General features: G+C 55.9%; 14 protein-coding genes. 6 read left to right on the forward strand and 8 right to left on the reverse strand.

Features of this window, described 5'->3' with window-relative positions; translation table 11 throughout:
• Window positions 1–667: 667 nt before the first annotated feature.
• Window positions 668–4744: an autotransporter family protein gene (locus tag AMUC_RS05965; protein WP_012420155.1), complete on the reverse strand. Its 4077-nt coding sequence runs from the start codon at window positions 4742–4744 to the stop codon at window positions 668–670.
• A gap of 312 nt (window positions 4745–5056) precedes the next feature.
• On the opposite strand from AMUC_RS05965, the gene AMUC_RS05970 reads away from it, so the two are divergent.
• Window positions 5057–6142: a tyrosine-type recombinase/integrase gene (locus AMUC_RS05970; protein WP_157738251.1), complete on the forward strand. Its 1086-nt coding sequence runs from the start codon at window positions 5057–5059 to the stop codon at window positions 6140–6142.
• Between the two features lie 58 nt (window positions 6143–6200).
• On the opposite strand, the gene AMUC_RS05975 is transcribed toward AMUC_RS05970, so the two are convergent.
• Window positions 6201–7118 carry a uracil-DNA glycosylase gene (locus AMUC_RS05975; protein WP_012420157.1) on the reverse strand — a complete coding sequence of 306 codons (918 nt, stop codon included), beginning with the start codon at window positions 7116–7118 and terminating at the stop codon, window positions 6201–6203.
• Between the two features lie 200 nt (window positions 7119–7318).
• Between AMUC_RS05975 and thiH the strand changes: the two genes are divergently transcribed.
• Window positions 7319–8455, forward strand: coding sequence for a 2-iminoacetate synthase ThiH (gene thiH / locus AMUC_RS05980; protein WP_012420158.1), 1137 nt, complete (start codon window positions 7319–7321; stop codon window positions 8453–8455).
• Window positions 8456–8558: 103 nt separating this feature from the next.
• Window positions 8559–10445 carry an LTA synthase family protein gene (locus AMUC_RS05985; RefSeq protein ID WP_012420159.1) on the forward strand — a complete coding sequence of 629 codons (1887 nt, stop codon included), beginning with the start codon at window positions 8559–8561 and terminating at the stop codon, window positions 10443–10445.
• Between the two features lie 61 nt (window positions 10446–10506).
• On the opposite strand, the gene AMUC_RS11990 is transcribed toward AMUC_RS05985, so the two are convergent.
• Window positions 10507–11664 (reverse strand): metallopeptidase domain-containing protein, encoded by a 1158-nt coding sequence (locus AMUC_RS11990; protein WP_012420160.1) that lies wholly within the window; start codon window positions 11662–11664, stop codon window positions 10507–10509.
• 192 nt (window positions 11665–11856) lie between these two features.
• Between AMUC_RS11990 and AMUC_RS05995 the strand changes: the two genes are divergently transcribed.
• Window positions 11857–14247 (forward strand): glycoside hydrolase family 95 protein, encoded by a 2391-nt coding sequence (locus AMUC_RS05995; protein WP_012420161.1) that lies wholly within the window; start codon window positions 11857–11859, stop codon window positions 14245–14247.
• Between the two features lie 247 nt (window positions 14248–14494).
• Here the strand turns inward: AMUC_RS05995 and AMUC_RS06000 are convergent, their stop codons facing one another.
• The 5 genes from AMUC_RS06000 to galE form a co-directional block, all read right to left on the reverse strand.
• A complete protein-coding gene (locus AMUC_RS06000; RefSeq protein ID WP_012420162.1) occupies window positions 14495–15868 on the reverse strand; it encodes a DUF2851 family protein in 1374 nt (457 codons plus the stop codon).
• A 17-nt stretch (window positions 15869–15885) separates the two neighbouring features.
• Complete coding sequence (locus AMUC_RS11995; RefSeq protein ID WP_012420163.1) at window positions 15886–16413, reverse strand: STAS domain-containing protein; 528 nt, start codon at window positions 16411–16413, stop codon at window positions 15886–15888.
• 148 nt (window positions 16414–16561) lie between these two features.
• A complete protein-coding gene (locus tag AMUC_RS06010) occupies window positions 16562–18064 on the reverse strand; it encodes a prenyltransferase/squalene oxidase repeat-containing protein (RefSeq protein WP_012420164.1) in 1503 nt (500 codons plus the stop codon).
• A 149-nt stretch (window positions 18065–18213) separates the two neighbouring features.
• Window positions 18214–19737, reverse strand: coding sequence for a prenyltransferase/squalene oxidase repeat-containing protein (locus AMUC_RS06015; RefSeq protein ID WP_012420165.1), 1524 nt, complete (start codon window positions 19735–19737; stop codon window positions 18214–18216).
• Window positions 19738–20162: 425 nt separating this feature from the next.
• Window positions 20163–21152 (reverse strand): UDP-glucose 4-epimerase GalE, encoded by a 990-nt coding sequence (gene galE, locus AMUC_RS06020; protein ID WP_012420166.1) that lies wholly within the window; start codon window positions 21150–21152, stop codon window positions 20163–20165.
• 282 nt (window positions 21153–21434) lie between these two features.
• Between galE and rsmA the strand changes: the two genes are divergently transcribed.
• Window positions 21435–22814 carry a 16S rRNA (adenine(1518)-N(6)/adenine(1519)-N(6))-dimethyltransferase RsmA gene (gene rsmA, locus AMUC_RS06025; RefSeq protein ID WP_012420167.1) on the forward strand — a complete coding sequence of 460 codons (1380 nt, stop codon included), beginning with the start codon at window positions 21435–21437 and terminating at the stop codon, window positions 22812–22814.
• Entirely contained in the window at window positions 22801–23262 is a 462-nt protein-coding gene (locus AMUC_RS06030; RefSeq protein WP_012420168.1) for a hypothetical protein, read from the forward strand. Before rsmA ends, AMUC_RS06030 begins: the two co-directional genes overlap by 14 nt.
• The last annotated feature ends 48 nt before the right edge of the window (window positions 23263–23310 follow it).

Below are 23310 nucleotides of genomic sequence, written 5' to 3' on the forward strand. Positions count from 1 at the left end.
TTTAACAGCAGCCGCTTCCCGTGATAGCCGGGAAGCGGTTTTTTATGCCTGTTTTCCTTGCTCTGTAGTCTGGCAGGCTGCATGGTCGGATTGCCCGCATCCGGCATTGAAAAAACTGCCTGGGTAAAGCGGAACCGCTTCCTGTGAAGGGAAGCGGTTCCTAATCAACAATTCATGTTTTTCCAAGAAATGTTTTATTTGGAAATTCTGAGGCGGTCGCTCATTTTTTTCAGGGAAAGGACAATTAGTTCATTTTGAGTGGATGGATAGCGTTTCTTTATTTCCGATGGTGAAAGTCGTTTTCCCGGAGTTGGTGATGGAAAGGGAGCGTCCCTTCCGTCTCGTCCCGTTTGCCGGAATTATGGATAATAGGGTGGAAACGGGTTTGAGCGGCACGTACATTTCGGGAAAATAGCCTCTTCCTGTGCAGAGAGGGAAATGATTTTGTAAAAAATTCCGTTGCTGTCCGTTATGCTGATGATGTAACCCGTTTTCAGTATTCGCAGGAGGGCGATCTTGATAAGCCTGGTTTACCGGAACTGATGTTGCAGGAAGGCTGCGGAATGACGCAGGCCGGGACCAGGACATGGCGTTCCTTGTTGAAGGAAGCGTTGGAGATTGCCTTCCCGGTTCCCTGCGGAACCGGGAAGGCCGGAATGGACATCCGTTAGAATGAGTAACTGACGGAGCCGTTGATTCCCTGGGCCGTCAGTCCGGCCCTGCTTTCCAGAGAGTATCCGATGCGGGCCCCCCACCTGTTGCCGAAGGCGGCGCTTATCCCTGCGTTGACGCGCAGAGCGGTGCGGCCTACGTTGACGCCGCGCGCCGTCCAGGCGCCCAGGTCACTGCTGACAGTCCCTTTGGGATTGAGGCGGCTGAGATCCTGAGTCACGGCAACTGTCACGCTGGGCGTCAGCGTGGCATTGGTTCCTGCCGCGTAGGTGCGGGAGAGGGTGATGCCTACGGGCAGCGTCCAGTTCTGGGCGCGCGCTCCGCTGAAGGTCCGGGCCAAGTCTCCGTGTTCGGAGAAGCTGTCCGTTTTCCCGGTCATGAATTCCAGCCCGGCAAATGGTGCGATGACCAGTTTGTTGCGGAATTGTTCCGTCCAGGTGGCGTAGATGGCGGCTCCGAAAGAGTCAGAGTCAAATTTCCCGGCAGCGGAGGTGTCCGCCAGGCGGGCTTTCCCGTCAAAGGATGTGGTTCCGAAGGCTGCATACCCGTCCAGAGACAATTTGGAGGTTCCGGCGGGCGTGTAGCGGCCGTAGAGCATGGCCATGAAAGAATCCGCATCATAGCTGGACAGTCCTCCCTTGTCCTGGAAAGTTCCGTAAGATTGGCCGATGGCCACTCCTGCCAGGACGGAGGAGGAGAGCTTGCAATCCGCGCCTACGGCATAGCCGCCTGCGTCGTATTTGTAGCCGTCAATGCCGCTGCGCGAATGTTGGTCCGTCCAGGAACCCAGGCCGCCCACCCATACGGAGCCGCGGCCTGAAGCCACCGGCGCCATGGCGATGGGGGAACCCTTGGCGTCTGCAGACTGGACGGGCTTCGCTGCCGTAATATTCAGTCCCTGTGCGGCGGAAATGCCTCCCTGCGTCCTGCCCAGGGCGGCAAAACCCTTGAGAGCATCGTTGGAAGCCCAGGCCGCATTGATCACGGTTTCCCCGCTGACGGATTGAATCATGGCTGCCGCCGCGTCTGCGCTGGAGGTTCCCAGAAGGGTTTCGAAGAACCTGTGTGCGGCTGAACCGTCCCGGACGCCCGTCCGGACCTGTTCCATGCCGGCTGCTGCGCCGGATATGTTCCCGGAATATCCCTGCATGGGGGCGGCGACTCCGTGCATATTTTGTGTCAGGCGGATAGTTCCGTTTTCATGGGGCGTTGCGCTTGTGGAGACGAAAGCGGTGTTGAACAGAGGCAGTTCGCTTACTTCGGCTCCGGTGATGGTGACGTTGTCCACGGAAGAAGTTCCGGCGGCGGTGTGTGTGAGGTCGCGGCCGTTGCCCGCTTCATCGATATTCCAGAGTTTGATGGAGGAGTGGCCGTTGAACGCGATGTCATTGAGGAGCAGGGAGGAACCTTCCCCCATTTCAATCACGGCGTTTCCGTTAATTTCCAACGTGTCTCCAGCCAGTACGGAATCTTCCGTCAGAATGACGCCTGCGCCATTCATTTCGTAGTCCGTCAGGTCTTCAACTCCCAATTGAGCTCCTTCCATGACCATGATGTCATCCACTTCGGCCAGGTGGCCCACGATCAGGGAGCCGGCTCCGGATTGCTGGATCAATGTTCCGCCGAATCCGTTATCCTCCGTGTCCGAGCCTCCGTAAAGCAGGTCGCCGCCGCCTGCCTGAATCAGCGTGGCGGCGCCACGCGTCCACGGACCGTCGTCAAGGGAGTAATAGTCTGCGTCGGAAATGCCGCTGTTGATGATGGTGATATCGTTCGCGTCCGTGTCCGCCAGAATGACGGAGCCGTCTTCCGCAAAGATGTCGTTAGCTTCTTCCCCGGCCGTGTTGCCGTCAAAGAAGGCTCCGGAGCCAATCAGAAGAATGCGGTTCTCCATCAGGTGGATGGCGCCTCCCAGCCCGGAGGCGGCATTATCCGTGAAGGTGACGTCCCTGCCGAGCCAGATATTGGCCCCTTCATTTTCAAAGAGGTCCTCCACATTGTCGCCATCCTGCTGCGCGAGGTTGCTCGTCAGTTCGGAAGCGATGGCCCCGCCATTGGCTCCAGCCGTGTTGCCGGAGAAGACAGTTCCGTTTCCTACCGTGATATCCAGCACTTCCGTGGTCAGTTTGGAGGTGCGTTCCCCGTCCGTATAGGTTATGGATTCGGCAATATTGTTCTGGGCGAAGACGGCTCCGCCGGATCCCGCTGCCGTATTGCTGATGAAGCTGTTGTTTTCTCCAATAACGATGTCTCCATGTGCATAGAGGGCGCCTCCCCTGGAGATATCCATGGCAGCGGACCTGCCCGGGGCCTTGCTGTTCATGAATGTATTGCCGCGGCCCGTGGTGATTTTGTTTTCGCGTTCCGTGACGGTAACTGTTCCGTTGAGAATATTCCCGTTTTCATCCGTATCAATGATGCTGGCGCGGATAAGGCTGTTGTCCGCATCGCTGAAGGCGCTCATGTGGTAAACGGGAGCATCTTCCGTTCCCTGATAAGTTACATTGTCCCCCAGCGTGATGGTATTTTCCGCAGCTACGGTGGTCATGGTCAGCGTAACATTGTCTCCAATGACTACGTTCCCGCCATAAGTCCCTTCCGCATATTCTCCGGAGGCCAGCACATAGTCTCCTTCCGCGTTTTGCTTGATCGTCCCTTCAAAGGAGACGGTTCCACGGGTGGAAGCGCCGTCGTCTCCAATGGAGCCAACTGTGTCCCCTGCCCAGATATCGGCCATCTGGCTGCCGGAAAGATCGTTGTCGCCTGTAATTTCAGTATTGCTTCCGATATAGATATTCCCTCCTTCCGCGTAAATATCAACATCGTCCAGCGTAGAGTTTGCTCCAATGGAGACGGTGGCCTGGTCTCCCGCTCCGGTGGTCATGCGCACGGTGCGGATTCCGTCTTCTCCTTCGGTTATGGACAGGGAATCCAGTTCCACGGATACGGCATCCAGTGTGACGGATGTCAGTTTTGCCCCTTCGCCGATGAAGATGGAACCTTGCGCATCCATGTCATAGTTTTCAATGGAACTGCCGTTGCCGACGGTGATGTCTCCGAACAGCCCCATGGTTTCCTCCATGCTGGTTCCGGGAAGGTAGGTTCCGTCTTCATCTTGTCTGGCAATGCCCTGGGAAAGGACAAGGGCTTCTGTCGTGATTTCCGCCCTCTCCTTGGCTGTCAGCGTACTGTTATCTCCCAGCAGTATTTCACCCCCAGTGGATTGGCTGTCGCCGCCCACGGTGCTCAGGTTCGTATCCTGCATCGTCACGGCTCCCGCGCTGAAGTCGATCCCTCCGTGAGCGCCGACGGTTTCCGACTGACCGATCAGGACGCCGGAATCTTCATTTTCATAAACGGATGTCGTATTGACGGCGCCTGTAGAGATGAGCGTGGAATCAGATAAGGAAATATCTCCATGGGAGACAATTTGGCCGCGGACTCCATCATTCATGGATAAATCCATTTCATGGATACGGACGTTTTTTCCCAGATCCATGGCAATTTCTCCCGGTGTAGAGGTGACTACCGTGGAGATGAAGGCTCCTGTTTCGGGATCAATTCTGGTTTCTATGGAGGCGGAATGCCCGGTAGTGACCTCATTCCGGCTGAGAACGGCTCCGTCTCCGGCCACCAGCTTGTTGTTTTCCAGCACAAGCCAGGTTCCTTCCAGCGTGGAAGCGTTTTCTATGGAAAGGGTGTTTCCTTCTTCGTCCCATCCGCTGAGCATGCCTTCCGTCATGTTGCCCACGTGAACGGTTCCACGGCCGCTCACGTTAAGATGCTGCATGTTCACGGCAGACATGTCCTTGTAGTTGAAGTTGGAGATGCTTCCTTTCCCGTCTGATTTGAGGACAATGGAGGCGTCTGCGGGCAGGGAGCCCAATTCTACTCCTTCAAAGTCGATGGAGCCGGTAATGGTCAACGTGTCTCCATCAGCCATCTGGTTCCAGGCTGTTTGAAATTCTTCCAGGGTGGAAGCTGTATATTCGGCGGCGAAGGTTTGGCTTCCAAGGACGCACATGGCTGCCAGAAGGGCCCGGCGCAACGGGAGGGGTAAACGAAGGTTCATGGTTTGTTATATTCAGATTAATTCAGGGAAAAGTGGAGATGAATGACTTTTCCCTGCTGTTTATGTACAGGATTGTTAATCCTGTGTTTCTGAATATATCCCATTCGTTTTTTCCGCTTTGGGCACATAAATGCTCATGGTGCCTCGGAAGATTGAATCAACGGTTTATCTAACAAATAGAATTGTGGTTGTACATAAAGAATTGTCCGTAAAAAGAGATTAATGGATAAAAATATTGTAATTTTTTCTTGATAACAGGATTAACAATCCTGTGATGTATCAGGTATTAATATAAAAAACATGATATTCGGAATGGCGAGACATGGAAAAAACCAGAAGGAATATCTGGCTGCGGAAATGTTATTGAAAGGTAGCGGATTGAATATGCTGGATGCTGCCAGCCTCGCAGTAGAGCTGCTGAGCCTGTGCGGAGGCAGCCGCAGCATGCGCCGGGCCAGAAAGGCAATTTTTCTGGGTGCTGAGGAATTGAGGAAAGGGGAAAGGACGGTTTCCTTTTCCGCCGCCGTGGAAGAAATGCTGAAGGCGAAGCGTAATCTTCGCCCTACGACGTTGCGCGATATCAGGTATTTCACCGGAGCTTTGATGCGGAGGTGTCCGGAATTGAAAGGTTTTCCGGTCCGGAAGCTGACGCCGGAGCATTGCGCCCATTTTCTGGAGGCTGCTTTTACATCCCACAGGCAGCGTTACAAGGGCCGGGCGGTGATGAGCGGCGTTTTGTCCTTTTCCCTGCGGCGCGGATGGTGCGGGGAAAATCCTGTCGCCCGTGTGGACTCTCCTTCGTTTCGTGAACGGACGATTGCCATTTTGGCTCCGGAAGAGATAGGAAGCCTTCGGACGGTGGTGGAAGCTCCGGAATTTCGTGACTGCGCTCCGGCTGTTTGGGTAATGTTGTACGCCGGAATCAGGCCGGGGGAGGTGGTGCGCCTCCATTGGCGTGATGTGGATTTGGAGGAGAGGGTCATTTCCGTAAGGTCCCGAACCAGTAAAACGGGGGGAATCAGGCATGTCACCATTCATGCTGTGCTCTGGCGGCTTCTGGCGGGATACGGAGCAGGGGGGCCGGCCGGACTGTTATGTCCTCCCAATTGGCCGGTGCGCTGGAGGCTGCTCCGGAAAAAAGCCGGATGGGGGCTGCACAACCGCTTTGGAGAATGGAGTGCGGACGCGCTGAGGCATACTTATGCTTCCTATCACGCCAAATGGTTCAGGGATTTTTCCCTGCTTCAGCTGGAGATGGGGCATCGTTCCTCCTCCCTGTTGCGGGAGCGGTACCTGAACATGGAAGGGGTGAGCCGCGACAGGGCACGCCTTTTCTGGGAAGCGCCGGAACATGGCTGGAACAACAAAACCGGCATTGCAGGAACGGACTTTCTATGAAGGGACGGCTGTTTGACTGCCGCAGCCGGAAAAGGGCGGCATGAGGGAGTCCCCATGGTTATGCCCTGGGCAGGAAGTAGCCGCGCTGTTTTTCTGAGATGGGCATGTCCAGGCGTTCCATAACGGCCAGCATGTCTTCCCATACCTTGCGTTTTTCCCGCGGGCTGTCCGATCTGAGCAGATAACTGGGATGGTAAGTGACGCGTACGGGAATGCCGTTAAGGTCGTGGAACCTGCCGCGCATGGAACTGACGGATCCCTGTTCCCCCAATAGGCCTACGGCGGCGGTACCGCCCAAGGCTACAATCATTTTCGGCTGGATGACCCGGATTTCATGCATGATGATGGGCAGGCATGCTTCAATTTCTTCCGGCGTGGGTGCACGGTTATTGGTCCGCTGGTTGGGGAGGGCCGGGCGGAATTTGACGATATTGGAAATATAGACCATGTCTCTGGAGAGCCCCATGGCCCTTAATATCTGGTTGAGTTTTTCCCCGGCACGGCCCACAAAGGGCTCCTGCTGCACTTCTTCATAATATCCGGGAGCTTCCCCGATGAGCATGAGTTTCGTATGGGGATTGCCCGTGGCAAAGACCATGGTGTCCCGCAGGGAGTTGAGTTCCCGCGCCGGTTTCCAGTTCTGCGCCAGATTACGGAGGTATTGCAGCTTGTCTTCCATTGTCCCTTCCGGGAGGGTAATGGCAGAGGCCGGTTCCCTGTTTTGCGGAAACAGCTCCGGCGGTTCCGGCTTTCCGGCAGGAGCGGAGGCAGGAGCGGAGGCAGGAGCGGCTGCCTGCAGGGGCGGCGGTTCCGGAGAAGCGGGTGCTGATGCGGCGGGACGGCCTCCCTGCCTGGAAGCCACGTACCATGTTCTGAGAACGTTTCTGGCTTCATCCGTCAGGCTCGTTCGCGTTGTTCCCTGCTGGATCAGGGAATCAAGATAATGGCGGAAAAGGCTGTTCGGTGTAGCGCTCATGGGAGGATAAAGCCAGATTAGTCCATAAGAGGCCGTCTGTCACGACGATTCGCAGGCTCCCCGGCCTTCATGGAACGCTCCTCTCCGGGAAATGACACGGTAAAAGATGGTATCTTTTGCAAGGGAGGTAGCAAATTGGGGTTTTCCGGTTCAGGAATGGAAATGCAGCCGGCTCTCTCAAAATTTTACTTAGTTTACGTATGTCTTTTTCTGAAGAATTAAACGGTTTGATGGATTGCCCCACTCCCCTGGTACGCCGTTTCATGGCGTTGCTGGAACCGGTTGACGACGCCCGCCTGGAGGAGATGGCGCAGGAGAGCCGGCGTCTGACGCGGCTGCATTTCGGCCGGACCATCCGCCTGTTCGCCCCCATTTACCTGTCCAACGAATGCATCAATAATTGCAAGTACTGCGGTTTTTCCCGGGATAATCCCATTATCCGCACCACGCTTACGGTGGATGAAGTGGTGCAGGAGGCCCGCTACCTGCACGGCCTGGGGCTGCGCAGCATCCTGCTGGTGGCCGGGGAGCATCCCAAGTTCGTTTCCGACGGGTATATGCAGGAATGCCTGGACGCCCTGCATTCCTTTATTCCATCCCTGGGGCTGGAGATAGGACCGTTGCCGGACGACCGTTATGCGGAGATCGTCCGCCACGGGGCGGAACAATTGGCCGTGTATCAGGAAACCTATAACCGGGAAGTGTATGAAACCCTGCATACGGCAGGGATGAAGAAAAATTTCAACTGGAGGCTGGACTGCCCGGAACGCGCCTACCAGGGCGGTTTCCGCCGCATTCAGATAGGAGCCTTGTTCGGGCTTTCTCCGTGGCGGCGGGAGGCCATGGCACTTGCCGTCCATCTGGATTACCTGCAGAAGCATTGCTGGAAATCCGCGCTTTCCGTGGCGTTTCCGCGCATGCGTCCCTACGCCGGGAATTACGAGTATGAACCTGATCCGGACTTGATGCTGGATGACCGCCATTTTGTCCAGCTTATGGCCGCCCTGCGCATCTGTTTCCCCAAGATAGGCATGTCCATCAGCACCCGTGAGCCCGCGCCGATGAGGAATGCCCTGATGCATTTGGGCATGACCCACATGTCCGCCATTGCGCGCACGGAACCGGGGGGCTACACGGGCGTGGGAACGGCTGCCGCCCATTTGACGGTGCGGGGCAACCGGGTGGATCTTCCCGATGGCCGGAAAGGGAATTGCAAGGCGACGGAGCAGTTTGAGATTTCCGACCAGCGCACACCGGAGCAGGTGGTCGGAGCCATACGGAATGCCGGGCTGGAGCCTGTCTGGAAAGACTGGGATGCCGCTCTGGATGTGGTGTAGGAGAACCTTCTCCCGTCTCATTTCCTTGGAATGACATCCATATCACCGTGATGTTGTGATGGAGCATTGACGGCATGCTCCGGCTGTCATATTTCCGGTAGCGATGATTCGTTATTATTGGGGGAGGTTTTGGCCGTTCCTCCTGTTTGCGTTCGGCATTGAGGCGGTGGAAAATCTGTTTACGGTATTTTTCGAATACCGCAACATGGATTTCGGGTTGCTTCCCCTCCTGAAAACGGCGTACGTTTTTGTGACGGAGTTTGCCGTCACCATGTGCTACTGGCTTATTCCCTATGCCGTTTATTTGTGGATTCTGCCGCGCGGGAAAGCAGGAGGGAAGGCGGACAGGTGGCTCACCTCCGCATGGTTTTTCCTGTTTGTGCTCGCCAATCTGTTTGAAGATGTGGCGGAAGCCTTTTTCTGGAACGAGTTTGAAGCCAGCTTCAATTTCATTGCGGTGGATTACCTGGTTTACACCAAGGAGGTTATCGGGAATATTTACGAGTCCTATCCCATCATTCCTATTCTGGGCGGCATTCTGGCGGCGTCCGTTCTGGCCGCCTGGGGAATGAAGAGGTTCCTGCTTCCCAGGAACGGGGCGGTTCCCGCCGGATGGAAACGGGGCTGTGTGGTGCTGTTCCTGCTGGCCTGCGTCACGGGGGGATATTGGCTGGTGGATATCAAGGATGCGGATGCCGTGAACAACCGTTATAATTCGGAAATGGCCAAGGATGGCCTTTACAGCCTGTTCAGCGCCTTTCTCAAGAATGAACTGGATTACCGCGCTTATTACCGGACGCTGCCGGATGCGGAAGCGGCGGCGTTTCTGGCCCGGGAGTTCACGGCGGATGACACGTCCGTGCCGGAGGCTTCGTCCGGCAGCGTAAAGAGGCAGGTGCGTCCTTCCGAGGGGGCTATCCGCCCGAATGTCGTGGTTGTGGTCATGGAGAGCATGGGAGCGGAATTTTTGAACGAGTGCCGGGAAGACGGGGCTGACGTCACTCCGTGCCTGAGCCGTCTGGGAAAGGAAGGCATTTTTTTCCCGAATACTTATGCCACGGGCACCCGTTCCGTACGCGGTCTGGAAGCAATCAGCACATCCCTGCCGCCGCTTCCCGGCATGTCCATCCTTCGCCAGGAAGGAAACGAGCATTTGCAGACCATAGGTTCCATATTCAGGGACAAGGGATATGATCTCAAATGGATTTACGGCGGCTACGGGTATTTTGACAACATGAATTATTTTTTCGGGAACAACGGGTTTCAGGTTCTGGACCGTAATTCCATGGCTGATTCCGAGGTGACCCATTCCACCATTTGGGGCGTTTGCGATGAAGATTTGTTCCGCCGCGCCGTACGGGAGGCGGATGAATCCTGCGGACGCGGCAAGCCGTTTTTGCAGGTGGTGTTTACCACGTCCAACCACCGCCCCTACACGTATCCGGAAGGGCGCATTGACATTCCTTCCCACACGGGGCGCATGGGGGCCGTGAAATACGCGGATTATGCGGTAGGCGCCTTTGTGGAGGAGGCCAGAACCAAACCCTGGTTTGACAACACGCTGTTCGTGTTCGTAGGAGACCACGGCGCCGGGAGCGCGGGAAAGCAGGCCCTCAATCCGGAAACGCACCGCATTTTTTCCATTTTCTACGCTCCGGCTCTGCTGAAACCGGAACGGCGGGACACTCCCGTGAGCCAGATTGACGTGCTGCCCACCCTGCTGGGGCTGTTGAACTGGCCGTATGATGCGGCCTTTTATGGGAAGGATGCCTTGAAGCCTTCCTATCAATCCCGGTATTTTGTGAGCAATTACCAATATATCGGCTATTTGAAGGGGAAAGACATGGTGGTGCTCAAACCCCAGCGCGGAGTGGAATTTTTCCGGGACGGAGAGGCCGTTGAGCCGGACGGGCGGATGAAAGAGCTGGAAAGGGAAGCGGTTTATTACTATCAGCACGCTTCCGGCTGGCGCACCAGTTTGAAAGAATAAGGCTCCGCAAGGTGCGGAGGCCGTGATTGTGGCGGCCTCCGCCCGCGCATGGAAAATGCGTTCAGGATTTGCTTCCGTCCCTGTAATCCTGGAGAGCGTCCCAATGGAACGTGAAATGCTTCTGCATGTGCAGCCCGTTGGCGAGAATGAACATGAGGGAAATGCGGAATTCGTTATTGTTCAATCCTTCCAGCTCTTTTTTGTCAATTTTCATGGAGAATTTCCCGCTCTTTTTTCCAAGGCGCCGGGAGAAGGAAACGGCGTCATAGTCCTGGTTGACCGCATAAGGAGGATCCTGGATGTAAACATTCAGAGCTTTGACGGTCTGGGGGCTTTTATAATTGCCGGAAACCAGAATCTGGTCTCCTTTAAAAGAAATGGCTACGTCCCCGACCTCCACTTCCGGCTTGCCTTCGTAGAATTGCTGGGACGGGGTGACGGAAAACACTTCACAGGCATCCAGCAGGGCGCAGCTGGCCGGGGTCAGGAACGTGGGACTGGTCCCGAACGTGTAATTGCCCGAACCCATCAGGGCCGTGCCGTATTTTTTACCGTCCGAGGCGGTTTGGTGGTTGTGCGGCAGATTAAGGCCGTGCCCCAATTCGTGGGCCATGCCTCCGTACCATTTGGTCAGCAGCCTTCCTTCCCTTGTTTTCTGCCCCAGGTGTTTGATATCGAAGGCCGGATAATCCAGGGCGAAACAGTTGCGCCCCATGCCGTAAAAGGGAACTCCGCCGGGATTGTCGGGGCCGTTCTTTTCGTCATTCCAGGTGGGCATGATGATGAGCGTGTGCTGGCTTTTTTTCCTGTCCGGATGGGCTTTGAAAAATTCGTCAAGTTCCTGGGCCGCTTTCCAGCCGCCTCCGTTTTCATAAGGATAATGGGCCGCCGGATTTTTGGCCTTGTATTCAATGATGTTCACGCGGCCTGGGGATTTGATGTCCAGGCCGAAGGAACGCGCGCCATAGCCATGCCGCTGCATTTCCTTGCCGTAAAACTGCTGGAGGTAAAGGAGCAGTTCGCTGAGGCGCCGTTCATAATCCGGAACGGGTTCCGTATCACTGCCCAGAAAATAAACGATATTGAGCTGACGGGCCGTTTTTTTCAGAGCAATCCGGTCTTTCAGGGCGTCCGGAACGGTGACTTCCGCAAAGGATGTCCCGGAGGCCGCTCCCAGAAAGAACAGAGAAAAAAATGCGGAGAGAAGTCGTTTCAACATACATGCCAAAGTAGGAGCGTCATTTTTAAAGACAAGGAAATTTACTGTTCTCGCCGCCATTGGAGGAAGCGTCCCTGGGCCGGGAGGGAAATAATGGGGGAAAGAATCCGTCATGTGGCGGCCGATAAGTTCGGAATGGCTGAAAGATAGAGGTTGCGAAGGCAGTAAATATGTGACATTGTTTATTAAAGCATGCATTTCCAATCTCTATATTTATCTGCCGTGGCGGTAAGTGCCGTTTCTTTCGGGTGGGGGGCTCTGGATAAGCCTTCCGCCTCCAATTTGATCTGGTCTGATGAACCGGCCGTAGTTGTTTATCCGCAGGAAGACAAAAATTCCGAGGGCAGTTTTGGCAAGTACAGAAAGCCTGCCTCCGTCTGGGAAGCGGAGGGGTATCCCATTGGCAATGGTCGCGTTGGAGCCATGATTTTCAGCGCTCCCGGCCGCGAGCGGCTGGCCCTGAATGAAATCAGCCTTTGGTCCGGAGGTGCCAATCCGGGGGGAGGGTACGGTTACGGGCCTGATGCCGGAACGAACCAGTTCGGCAACTATCTTCCCTTTGGGGATTTGTTTGTGGACTTTAAAAAAGGCGACCAACCGGCTTCCCTGTCTGTGGAAGATTTTACGCGCTCCCTGGATCTCCGGGACGGCATTCATAAAGTGAATTACAAGGCGGACGGCGTAACGTATGACCGGGAGGCATTCTCCAGCACGCCTGCCAACGTCCTGGTGCTGAATTATAAAGCCAGCAAACCCGGCCAATTCAGCGCGGATTTTTCCGTTAACAGCCAGCTTGGAGCAGATATTTCCGCCAAGGGATCCGTCATCACCTGGAAGGGGATGTTGAAAAACGGCATGAATTATGAAGGCCGCGTTTTGATCCGTCCCAAAGGCGGTACGCTTTCTGCCTCGGGAGATAAAATTTCCGTGAAAAATGCGGATTCCTGCATGGTCGTCATCGCCATGGAGACGGATTACCTGATGGATTATAAAAAGGACTGGAAGGGTGAATCTCCCTCCAGGAAGCTGGACCGTTATGCGGCCAAAGCCGCTTCTGCGGATTATGCCGCCCTGAAACAGGCCCACATTTCCCAGTACAAGTCCATGTTTGACCGGGTGAAGGTCAACTTCGGAAAAACGGAGGAGGATGTAGCCAAGCTGCCTACGCCAAAACGTCTGGAGGCCTATAAGAAAAATCCGGCAGACCCCGATTTGGAGGAAACCATGTTCCAGTTTGGCCGATATCTGCTGTTGTCCAGTTCCCGGCCCGGCACGCTACCGGCCAACCTGCAAGGGTTGTGGAACGATTATGTCAAACCGCCGTGGGCCTGCGACTACCATAACAACATCAACGTCCAGATGGCGTATTGGGGGGCGGAACCCGCCAATCTTTCCGAATGCCATGAGGCCCTGGTCAATTATGTGGAGGCAATGGCCCCCGGCTGCCGGGACGCTTCCCAGGCGAACAAGGGGTTCAATACCAAGGACGGTAAACCCGTGCGCGGCTGGACGGTGCGCACCTCCCAGAATATCTTCGGTGGCAACGGCTGGCAGTGGAACATTCCCGGTGCGGCCTGGTATGCGCTGCATATATGGGAACATTATGCATTTACCGGTGATAGAAAGTATCTGGAAAAACAGGCGTATCCCCTGATGAAGGAAATCTGTCATTTCTGGGAAGACCATTTGAAGGAACTGGGAGCCGGGGGCGAAGGGTTCAAGACAAACGGCAAGGATCCGAGCGAAGAGGAGAAGAAGGATCTGGCCGATGTGAAAGCCGGAACTCTGGTGGCTCCCAATGGCTGGTCTCCCGAACATGGGCCGCGTGAAGACGGTGTGATGCATGACCAGCAGCTCATTGCGGAGCTTTTCTCCAATACCATCAAAGCCGCCCGCATTCTGGGCAAGGACGCCGCCTGGGCCAAGAGCCTGGAGGGCAAGCTGAAAAGGCTGGCCGGCAACAAGATAGGCAAGGAAGGGAATCTTCAGGAATGGATGATTGACCGCATTCCCAAGACGGACCACCGCCATACGTCCCACCTTTTTGCCGTTTTCCCCGGCAACCAGATCAGCAAGCTCAAGACGCCCAAGCTGGCGGAAGCCGCCCGCCTTTCCTTGGAATGGCGCGGCACGACCGGAGACAGCCGCCGTTCCTGGACGTGGCCGTGGCGCACGGCTCTGTGGGCCCGCCTGGGCGAGGGGAACAAGGCTCATGAAATGGTTCAGGGACTCTTGAAATTCAACACTTTGCCGAATATGCTGACTACTCATCCCCCTATGCAGATGGACGGCAACTTCGGCATTGTAGGCGGCATTTGTGAAATGTTGGTGCAATCCCATGCCGGGGGCCTGGACATCATGCCCTCTCCCGTGGAAGCGTGGCCTGAAGGTTCCGTGAAAGGGCTGAAAGCCCGGGGCAACGTCACGGTGGATTTTTCCTGGAAGGACGGCAAGGTAAGCAACGTGAAGTTGTATTCCGCCCAACCCAAGGTGTTGCCCGTGCGCGTTAACGGGAAGATGACCCGCATGAAAACCCTGCCGCTGAAATCGGGAGCGGGATCTTCGCAGCCCGCGGCCAGGTAAAAAAGGAAATCCATAATCCAGTTTTAGTTCGGGAACTAAAAATAGTCATGGCTTCCAGTCCTTTCGTTAGGGCTGGGAGCCTTTTTTATCCCGGACCTTTGCGGAAGGGACGTTATTTGTTTCAAAGGAGGAGCTTGCTGAATGGCGCGTTCCGAAAGAAGGAATTCCTCTCGGGATGTAAAGATTGGGAAGGGTTTTCGCAGGGGGCGGTTCTTCACCCCGTCTTAAGGAAAGAAGGGCTGCGCTCTCATTTCTTTTCCATCTGCCTGAGCAGGGAGCAAATGGCGCAGGAATGGAGGGAACACAGGTCTTCGTGAATTTGAAGCAATGCTTGGTGGTGCCAGGCTTTCGCAAGAAAGGCGTGTGCATCCGGCCTGCCGCCCAGCAGGGATTGGTGGACGGAGAGGACTTTTGTTCCCGCCTGTCCGGCCCGGAGGGAAAGATAATGCTTCCATGCATGTTCGTCATCTTTCATCGGGAGAAGGTGATTGATGATGAAGTCCAGAATTCTATCCCGGCCCATCAGGGCCATGGGGCGGGGAGACGGTGGGGAAGGAAGCGTTACATGGGTACTCCAGTAGGGGTGTGTAAGGGAGGAGAGGTACTTCGTCAGCTCTTCCGTATGTCCGGCAAGGCAAAGACGCTTAAACGCATCAAAATCTGCTGTGATGACGGCCAGCGCCCCTACGCGCCTCTGCGGATGGTTGGCCGGCCTGTTGCCGGAATACGTCCAGGGAAAGGAGCGGTCCGGTGCCAGTTCAAATTGCGCCCGCAGGGGCCACCATTGAGCCCAGAGTTTTTTGTGGAGTTCTACGGCTTCCGGTGTGCAGGAGGCCGGAAGAACGGGAAGGAGGAAGCCCGCCGTACCGAAAAGCAGGGCTTCCGGACAGTTCCGGATGGAACGCAGGGGCGCCCGCAGGGCCAGGTGGCGCATGGCGGTTTTGTTGGCGTGATAGCCCAGCGTTTCCGCCAGGTTTTCAAAAAGGGCCTGTTCCTCTCCTGCGTATTTGGCGCGTTCCGCATGGCGGCGGTGCTTGTTCCGGAACCTGTAGGCTGCCGCTGATTGGAGGAGTGTTTCCAGAAACTCCGGAGCCATGGATGCCAGCAGTCCGGAGTGGCGGCAGTGGCGTACCGGGGCGTTGCCGGAAGGGGATGTTCCTGACCGCGCCAGCGTAGCGGGGGGAATGACAGCCAGAGGAACGCGTTCATGCCTGGCATTGCGGGTGAACCATTTCCTGCGGCTGGGCGCACAGGCGAGGTGCAGGATAACGCCGTTAAACCCCGGGTTGGAACCGTGCCCGTGGCGTTCCCAGTCTTCCGGCGCGGGATCCAGTTCGATATCTCCCGATTGCGGGACGCCATTAATGCATATCCTGGCGTTTAGAAAGTCCGGTCCGGCGGATTTATTCCAGTTCCCGAAATCCAGAATGTGAACGTCCCTGCCTGAATCATCCGTAAAAGAGGTTCCGAATACTCCTTCCAGAAGAAGAAGCTGAAGAGTCCGCTCGTCCGGAAGGGCGGAATGATTGGAAACGGAATGTTCCCTGACGGCGGCCGGCCCTTCTTCCCTTGCTGCGGAAAGGGCTTCCTCATACAGGGAGGCCATGGAGCGCAGGTCCATGTGGAGGGGAGGTATTTTTATTGATCTTTCTGCCGTTCCAATTCTTCTTTCAGGCAGTCGGTTACGTTGCGGAATTTTTCTTCGTTCTCTTCGCTCATTTCGCTCAGGGTCAAATGGGAGTTGAGAACGTGGAGAGTTTGCTCCTTGGCATCCAAGTGAACGGAAGGGGCATTTTCAGTACCCAGGGCGGCACGTATCTGCTCTACTTTTCCCCTCCAGGGGGCTGTGGGCGGTTCAATGCTGAGCAGGGCGTCCAGCCCCAGGCTTTCCAGGGCGCTCAGGCAGCGTTCGCTCGGGGAAGCGATTTGGACGGATCCCCCGATGGGAAGCAGCCGTCGGGACAGGCCCGCAAGAGTGCCCATGAAGGTGGAGTCAATGCCGGAGCAAGTTTCCAGATCAATGACGATCAGACGCCCTCCGGAAGCGATGTAATCGTCCCCCAGGGATTTGACAGTCGGACTATTGGCAAAACTTCCGCGTCCGGAACACCGGATCCAAAGAAATTCATCAAAAAGGCCGAAAAGGATGGAAGAATTGTTATTCACGTCGTTAGAAAATGGAAACCATATGAATAACAAGAGAAACCTCTGCGGTCAAGTCAGGATTTAATTTGCGCGCCGCCGGAAGAAGGTTCGTTTTCTCGCATGCAGAACCTTTTCCCGCGGCGCTCTTTTCGTTATTCGGAGGGATGCCTCAGGAGTTCTTGGTGCCTTCCCCCGTACCAGGCAGGAAACGGTAATAGGTTTCCAGCATCAGCGTTGCCAGGCACTGGCGGTAGATGTTTTCAGATTTATTGCTCATGCCGGAAACGTATCCTACGTCATTTTTCCGGAAACTGCCGTCCGCATTCTGGCCGCTGAGCACGGCGTCCCGGAATGCTTTGTTGTAAGAGGTCCATACGTCTCCTCCGCGGTTCATGGCAGCCTGCACGCAGTAGTAATGCATGTAGAGATTGCTCTTGACGTTTTCCGTGCCGCTTCCCTGGCCCCACTGGAGGTTTTTGACATTGTTTTTGATCCAGTCCAGACCCTTGCGGGCGGCGCTGTCCGAGCCGTTGCCCGTCATTTGCAGAGAAAGCACGCCCACGCCTACCAGGGAGGAACGGGGCATATTGCCGTTTTCCTTATAGGAAAACTTACCGTCCGGCATGACGTTCTTGCGCACGTAGCTTGAGGCCTTGCGCAGCGTGGAGCGGATTTCCCCTTTGGTAGGCTTGACGCCGCCGTGTTCGGCAGCCTTGAGGGCCTGTACGTTCCATCCGGTGACGGAAAGGTCGATGTCCGGATTAATCTTGTTGTTGTAGCTGTAGCCCCAACCCCCGTTGGGGCACTGGGCGTCAATAATCCTGTCCACGGCTTTTACGACGACCTTTTCCAGATTGGAGATGGAGGGGATGTCCATCTGCTTGCAGAAGGTGTAGGCTTCGCACAGGGCATAGGTGGCTACCGCGTGGTCATAACAGATTTCCTTCAGGGCGGGCTGTTCCGAAAGGACGGGGTTTTTCATGCCTAAGTCCACCAGGAAGGAAATGCCTTTCAGGACGTTTTCTCCGAATTCCTCGGAAAGAGGGGTTTCACAGTGGGCCAGGTAGGCCAGCAGGGAAATGCCGGTCATGGAAGCGCGGAATTGTCCTTCACCCCAGGAGCCGTTGCCGTTCTGCTGTTTTTTCAGCCAGCGGAGGGATTTGACTACGGCTTCCTCGCACTGCGGAGTGCCTCCGTTTTCCGTGATGCGCTTCATGCGGTCGTTCAAATCGCAGCGCTTGGAGATGATGCCGGGAATGCCTCCCCCGTCTCCGTCGCCCGTGCCGGTGCCGAAGCCGTCGCCGATGTCGATGCCCATGGAAAGTTCTTCCGAGGGGACGTCCACCTCAATATCCGGGTTGACCACCGCGACGTCCGCCGTGGCGACGGCGGCGATGACCTTCACCTGCGCGGAGGTGGAGGAACTGCTGGGGCGCTGGGTGGTCTGGGTAACTTCCGGCGTGTCGATGTCCGGGTTGTCGCCTTCCTGGGTGGCATAGGCGACCATGGGGGGATCTTCCGGAACGGCCACGATGATGTGCACCAGGTAGAGGAGGAGGCCCATGAGGGCGATGCCGAGGAAGGAGACGGAAATGGCGGCGGTCAGTGTCTTGGTCCGCTGCTTCTTCAATTCCGCAAGGGCATTTTCAGTACTTTCAATGTGGAGACTCATAGAGGGAGGTGTCTGGTTAGCATCAAGGCAAAAACTCCCGCATTTCTGAAAAATGGGGAGAATTGCCCTGTACAGGTATGTATTGCTGGCCTGCCTGTTTACAAGGCTGGCAGCATACTAAAGCCAGACACGCCTGTCTGTCAATCAGATTAGGAATTCCTGGTGCCTTCCCCCGTGCCGGGAAGGAAGCGGTAATACACCTCCAGCATCAGCGTAGCGAGGCACTGGCGGTAAATTTTGTCATTGATGGAACCTCCATTGCTGTTCACGAGACCCCCCGGTCCCGGGAATCCGTTCGGGGTGAAGCTTCCATCGGTGGCCTGGGCTCCGAGGGTGGAATCACGGAAGGCCTTGTTGTACGCTTTCCATACATCTCCTCCGCGGTTCATGGCGGCCTGTACCCCGTAATAGTGCTGGTAGAGGTTGGAGGAAGTATTGTTCGCCTTCCAGTTAAACGGCTGGTTGGTGTTCTTAAGCATCCAGTCCAGACCCTTGCGGGCGGCGCTGTCCGAACCGTTGCCGCACATTTGAAGGGAAAGAACGCCTACGCCCACCAGGGAGGGACGTGCTGCGGCGTCTTCCCTGCCTTCCTGCATGTAGGTGAAGAGGCCGTCGGGCTTGCCGCATTTCCGGCAATAGGCCGCGGCTTTGCGCAGGGCCGTGCGTATTTCGCCTTTGGAGGGGCGGATGCCGCCATGTTCGGCGGCCTTGAGGGCCTGTACGTTCCATCCGGTGACGGAAAGGTCCGTATGAGCGCCCGCCTTCGTGTTGTAATTGTAGGCCCAGCCGCCGTCGGTATTTTGATTGTCCACAATCTTATCAACGGCCTTTATGACGACTTTTTCCAGATTGGAGATAGAGGGGATGTCCATCTGCTTGCAGAAGGTGTAGGCTTCGCACAGGGCATAGGTGGCTACCGCGTGGTCATAGCTGACTTCGTTCCTCTGGGGAACCAGGGAGAGAACGGGATTTTTCATGCCCTGATCCACCAGGAAAGAGATGCCCTTCAGGACAGTTTCCCCGAATTCTTCGGAAAGAGGCGTTTCGCAGTGGGCCAGGTAGGAGAGGAGAGCCATCCCTGTCATGGCGCATTTGTAATTATGGGGAGCCCCGCCCCAGGAACCGTCTTTATTCTGCTGTTTTTTCAGCCAGCGGAGGGATTTGACTACAGCTTCCTCACACTGCGGGGTGCCCCCGTTTTCCGTAATGCGCTTCATGCGGTCGTTCAAATCGCAGCGCTTGGAGATGATGCCGGGAATGCCTCCCCCGTCTCCGTCGCCCGTGCCGGTGCCGAAGCCGTCGCCGATATCGATGCCCATGGAGAGTTCTTCCGAGGGGACGTCCACCTCAATATCCGGGTTGACCACCGCGACGTCCGCCGTGGCGACAGCGGCGATGACCTTCACCTGCGCGGAGGTGGAGGAACTGCTGGGGCGCTGGGTGGTCTGGGTAACTTCCGGCGTGTCGATGTCCGGGTTGTCGCCTTCCTGGGTGGCGTAGGCGACCATGGGGGGATCTTCCGGAACGGCCACGATGATGTGCACCAGGTAGAGGAGGAGGCCCATGAGGGCGATGCCGAGGAAGGAGACGGAAATGGCGGCGGTTAGTGTCTTGGTCCGCTGCTTCTTCAATTCCGCAAGGGCATTTTCAGTACTTTCAATATGCAGACTCATACAATATGTGAAGCTTCCTGAGGATAGTAGAATGTTTTCCCGGTTGAGGCGAGTCCAAAAATTTTGATGGTTTATAGGGTGGTAAATGACCAGATATGAACAAAATGGAATTTTATAATGAACGGCTTATATTGATTGCGTCATATATCCGATGGGAGTCCAGACATTTCCGTAGCGGGAGCGCCTGCCGGGACACGGGCTGTGTTCCTGGTTTGTCGGAGGGGAATGAAAAAGGCTTTTTGAAGCCGGGAAGGAGAAACAACACGCCGGGAACAGTTTGCCTTTGAGTGTTTTTTAGCTGTGGCCGGCAGAGGAAGAGAGGGCGGTTCCGGGAGAGGAGTGTACGAAGAAATTTGAAAAAACAAGCCCTGCCATGGAGGGCATGGCAGGGCGGAAAAGAGGGTGGCCTTTTGCGGGTAGAGGCATTAATAGTGGCCGCGGCGCGGGCCGGTCATCCACTTCCATGCGGTTTCCACAATGGCCCCGGCATCCTTGCACCTGGCTTCCCAGCCGAGGATTTCCTTGGCTTTCTTCGGGTTGGCAATCAGGCGGGGCGGGTCGCCTTCACGGCGCGGGCCGTAGCGGACGGGAATTTTTTTGCCGGTGACTTTTTCAGCCGTTTCCAGGATTTCCCGGACGGAAAGTCCCAGGCCGGTTCCGAGGTTGAAGCATTCTGTGGCCCCGCCTTTCATCAGGTAGTCCACCGCTTTTAAGTGGGCGTCCGCCAGGTCGTTGACGTGGATGTAGTCGCGGATGCAGGTGCCGTCCGGCGTGTCGTAATCCGTTCCGAAGACTTCGATGTATTCCTTTTCCCCAGTCAGCGTGAGCAGGATGTTGGGGATAAGGTGGGTTTCTGGTTCGTGGTCTTCACCAATCAAGCCGTCCTCGCTGCAGCCTGAGGCATTAAAATAGCGCAGAAAAACGCTTTTGAGACCCCAGGCGCGGTCGCAGTCCCTGCAAACTTTTTCCAGCATGTACTTGGAACTCCCGTAAGGATTGATAGGATCCTGCTTTTCCGTTTCCGGGATAGGGATCTGGGTGGGAACGCCATACGTGGCGCAGGTGGAGGAGAAAACAAAGCGCTTGACGCCGGCGGCTTGCATGGCGCCCAGAAGGACGAGGGGCCTGGCGATGTTGTTCATGTAGTACTTGAGGGGGTTCTGGACGGATTCCCCCACATTGATGAAGGCGGCAAAGTGAATCACGGCGTCAAAGTTGCCCTTCATCAGGAGAGGATATACCACGGAGGCATCTCCCAAATCCCCTTTGACCAGTTTCACTTCCGGGTCCACGAGGGCTCCCGCGTGGCCGTACACCATGTTGTCCAGCACGGTCACGTCTGCGCCGGTTTTGACGAGCTGGCGTACCGTGTGGGAACCAATATATCCGGCTCCGCCGGTTACAAGTACTTTCATGATTTTATCAAATTTGCTGTTGAGCCGGTTTAACTTTTTCTCCGGCAAAGGCGTCCGGACATTTTGGAGTCTGCGGAACCTTCCGGTTCACTGCAGGCTGAATCCCTGTTCCAGACGCCTGTAAAAGTGACATGTTTTCCCCTTTTTGTCAATTTGCGATATATCTTGCCGCCGTCTCTCCGTTCTTTGCCTGCGGCGGTTGGAGCTTCTCCGTTTTCATGCCGGAAACTGCCCCGCTTTTTACTGGCTCCTGACAGGCATTTTTGCGAACATCACTTCATTATGAAACCGTCCGAGATCAGGAATGTTCTGGAAGACCATGAAGTGCGCCCCAGCAAGTCCCTGGGGCAGAATTTCCTGACGGATGAAAATGTGGCCCGCTGGATTGTGGAGCAGCTCGAAATCCGGCCGCAGGATTGCGTGGTGGAGGTAGGGCCTGGAACCGGCTCCCTGACGGAACATGCCGCACCCCTTTGCCGCAAACTGGTTCTGGTGGAATTTGATTCCCGTCTGGCGGAGTACCAGAAAGAGCGCTGGGCCGGTGATCCCCATGTGGAGGTTCACCATGCAGACGGCGCTTCCTGGGATCCGCGGGGGCTGTTTGCGGAGGCCCCTGTCAAATTCCTTGGCAATCTTCCCTATTCCGCGGGGGGAGCCATCCTCCAGAATTTCCTGTCCAGGCCCAGTGCTGTGGAACGTGCCGTGGTGATGCTTCAGAAGGAGTTTATCGACCGCATTCTGGCGACGCCGGATGATGATGCCTTCGGGCTGTTGTCCCTGCGCATCCAGAAAAACTGGATTCCCCGTGCCCTCAAAACCATTCCGCCGGAAGCGTTTCATCCCCGTCCGCGTATTGATTCCACCGTGATGCTGCTCACTCCCCGTCCTGCCCGCGAGTTGCCTCCATATGACGACCGCCTGATGGATGAACTGATGCGCAAGGCTTTTTCCCAGCGGCGCAAACAATTGAAAAAACAGCTCCCCGCTTCTCCTCCGTGGGAGGGCGTGGCTGCTTCCCTGGGGCTTTCCCCTTCCGCCAGGGCTGAGGAATTGAATTTGTCCCAGTGGGTGGAATTGGCGCGCGTTTATGATACCAATCCTCTCAAGGATGTGGCGCAGAGCGGAGATGAATTGTTTGACATCGTGGACGAACTCAATCAGGTGACGGGGCAGGGCACGCGCCGGGAAATACATGAAGGCAGCCTTCGTCATCGCGCCGTACATATGTTCCTGGTCAATAAGCATGGAGCTGTGCTTCTCCAGAAAAGGTCCCTGTGGAAAGACAGGCAGCCGGGCAAATGGGATTCCTCCGCAGCCGGGCATCTGGATGCCGGGGAAAGTTATGAGGAAGCTGCGGTGCGGGAGCTGAAGGAAGAACTGGGGGTGTCCGGCTGCGGGCTGCAGAAAATCGCGGATTTTGACGCCGGAGAAAATAACGGCTGGGAATTCATCTCCCTCTATGAAGGGCGGTATTCCGGGAAAGTTCGTTTTCCGGCGGCGGAGGTGGACAGCGTGCAGTGGTTTACGCCGGAGCAAATCCAGGCGTGGGTGGAACGCCGTCCGCAGGATTTCTCGCCTGCGTTCATTCCCTGCTGGAATGCATGGCTGGCCGCGAATAGAAAAAATCATTCTAACTCAAATACATATCATGATAAACCCTGATCAATTATCTCCGGAACAGATCCAGTCCATCCGAACCTGGGCGGAAGAAGGACTGGATTTAAACGCCATCCAGAAAAGGCTGCATGAGGACTTGAACATCAAGCTGACGTTCATGGATACAAGATTCCTTCTTCAGGATCTGGATATCCGCATCAGCCAGCCGGAGCCGGAACCCGAAGCCGAGCAGCCCGGAGAGCTTCCCGGAACAATGCCTCCCCCTGCCTCCCTGCTGGGAAAAACCCAGGTAACTGTGGATGAAATAACGCCTCCCCACGCCCTGATGGCCGGCAAGGTTTTATTCAAGAGCGGCGCCCAGGGCGCATGGGATATTGACCGTACCGGCCGTATCAACTGGGACGCTACGCTTGGAGAACCTACGGCAGACGACCTGAGGGAATTTGAAACGGAACTGCAATCCGTCATTCGCAGCCGCATGGGAGCCATGTGAGGGAAACGGAAAATATTCCGCTTGAAATGGACTGGAAGCAGGAACTTG

The organism is Akkermansia muciniphila ATCC BAA-835 (assembly GCF_000020225.1).
GTDB lineage: Bacteria > Verrucomicrobiota > Verrucomicrobiia > Verrucomicrobiales > Akkermansiaceae > Akkermansia > Akkermansia muciniphila.

What these genes read in the sequence shown, in the direction of transcription:
- galE (WP_012420166.1), bottom strand. Translation starts at nt 21,152, where the DNA reads ATGAAAGTACTTGTAACCGGCGGAGCCGGATATATTGGTTCCCACACG.
- AMUC_RS11990 (WP_012420160.1), bottom strand. Translation starts at nt 11,664, where the DNA reads ATGTTGAAACGACTTCTCTCCGCATTTTTTTCTCTGTTCTTTCTGGGA.
- AMUC_RS05995 (WP_012420161.1), top strand. Translation starts at nt 11,857, where the DNA reads ATGCATTTCCAATCTCTATATTTATCTGCCGTGGCGGTAAGTGCCGTT.
- AMUC_RS06030 (WP_012420168.1), top strand. Translation starts at nt 22,801, where the DNA reads ATGATAAACCCTGATCAATTATCTCCGGAACAGATCCAGTCCATCCGA.
- thiH (WP_012420158.1), top strand. Translation starts at nt 7,319, where the DNA reads ATGTCTTTTTCTGAAGAATTAAACGGTTTGATGGATTGCCCCACTCCC.
- AMUC_RS06010 (WP_012420164.1), bottom strand. Translation starts at nt 18,064, where the DNA reads ATGAGTCTCCACATTGAAAGTACTGAAAATGCCCTTGCGGAATTGAAG.
- AMUC_RS06015 (WP_012420165.1), bottom strand. Translation starts at nt 19,737, where the DNA reads ATGAGTCTGCATATTGAAAGTACTGAAAATGCCCTTGCGGAATTGAAG.
- AMUC_RS06000 (WP_012420162.1), bottom strand. Translation starts at nt 15,868, where the DNA reads ATGGACCTGCGCTCCATGGCCTCCCTGTATGAGGAAGCCCTTTCCGCA.
- rsmA (WP_012420167.1), top strand. Translation starts at nt 21,435, where the DNA reads ATGAAACCGTCCGAGATCAGGAATGTTCTGGAAGACCATGAAGTGCGC.
- AMUC_RS05970 (WP_157738251.1), top strand. Translation starts at nt 5,057, where the DNA reads ATGGCGAGACATGGAAAAAACCAGAAGGAATATCTGGCTGCGGAAATG.
- AMUC_RS05965 (WP_012420155.1), bottom strand. Translation starts at nt 4,744, where the DNA reads ATGAACCTTCGTTTACCCCTCCCGTTGCGCCGGGCCCTTCTGGCAGCC.
- AMUC_RS05975 (WP_012420157.1), bottom strand. Translation starts at nt 7,118, where the DNA reads ATGAGCGCTACACCGAACAGCCTTTTCCGCCATTATCTTGATTCCCTG.
- AMUC_RS05985 (WP_012420159.1), top strand. Translation starts at nt 8,559, where the DNA reads ATGATTCGTTATTATTGGGGGAGGTTTTGGCCGTTCCTCCTGTTTGCG.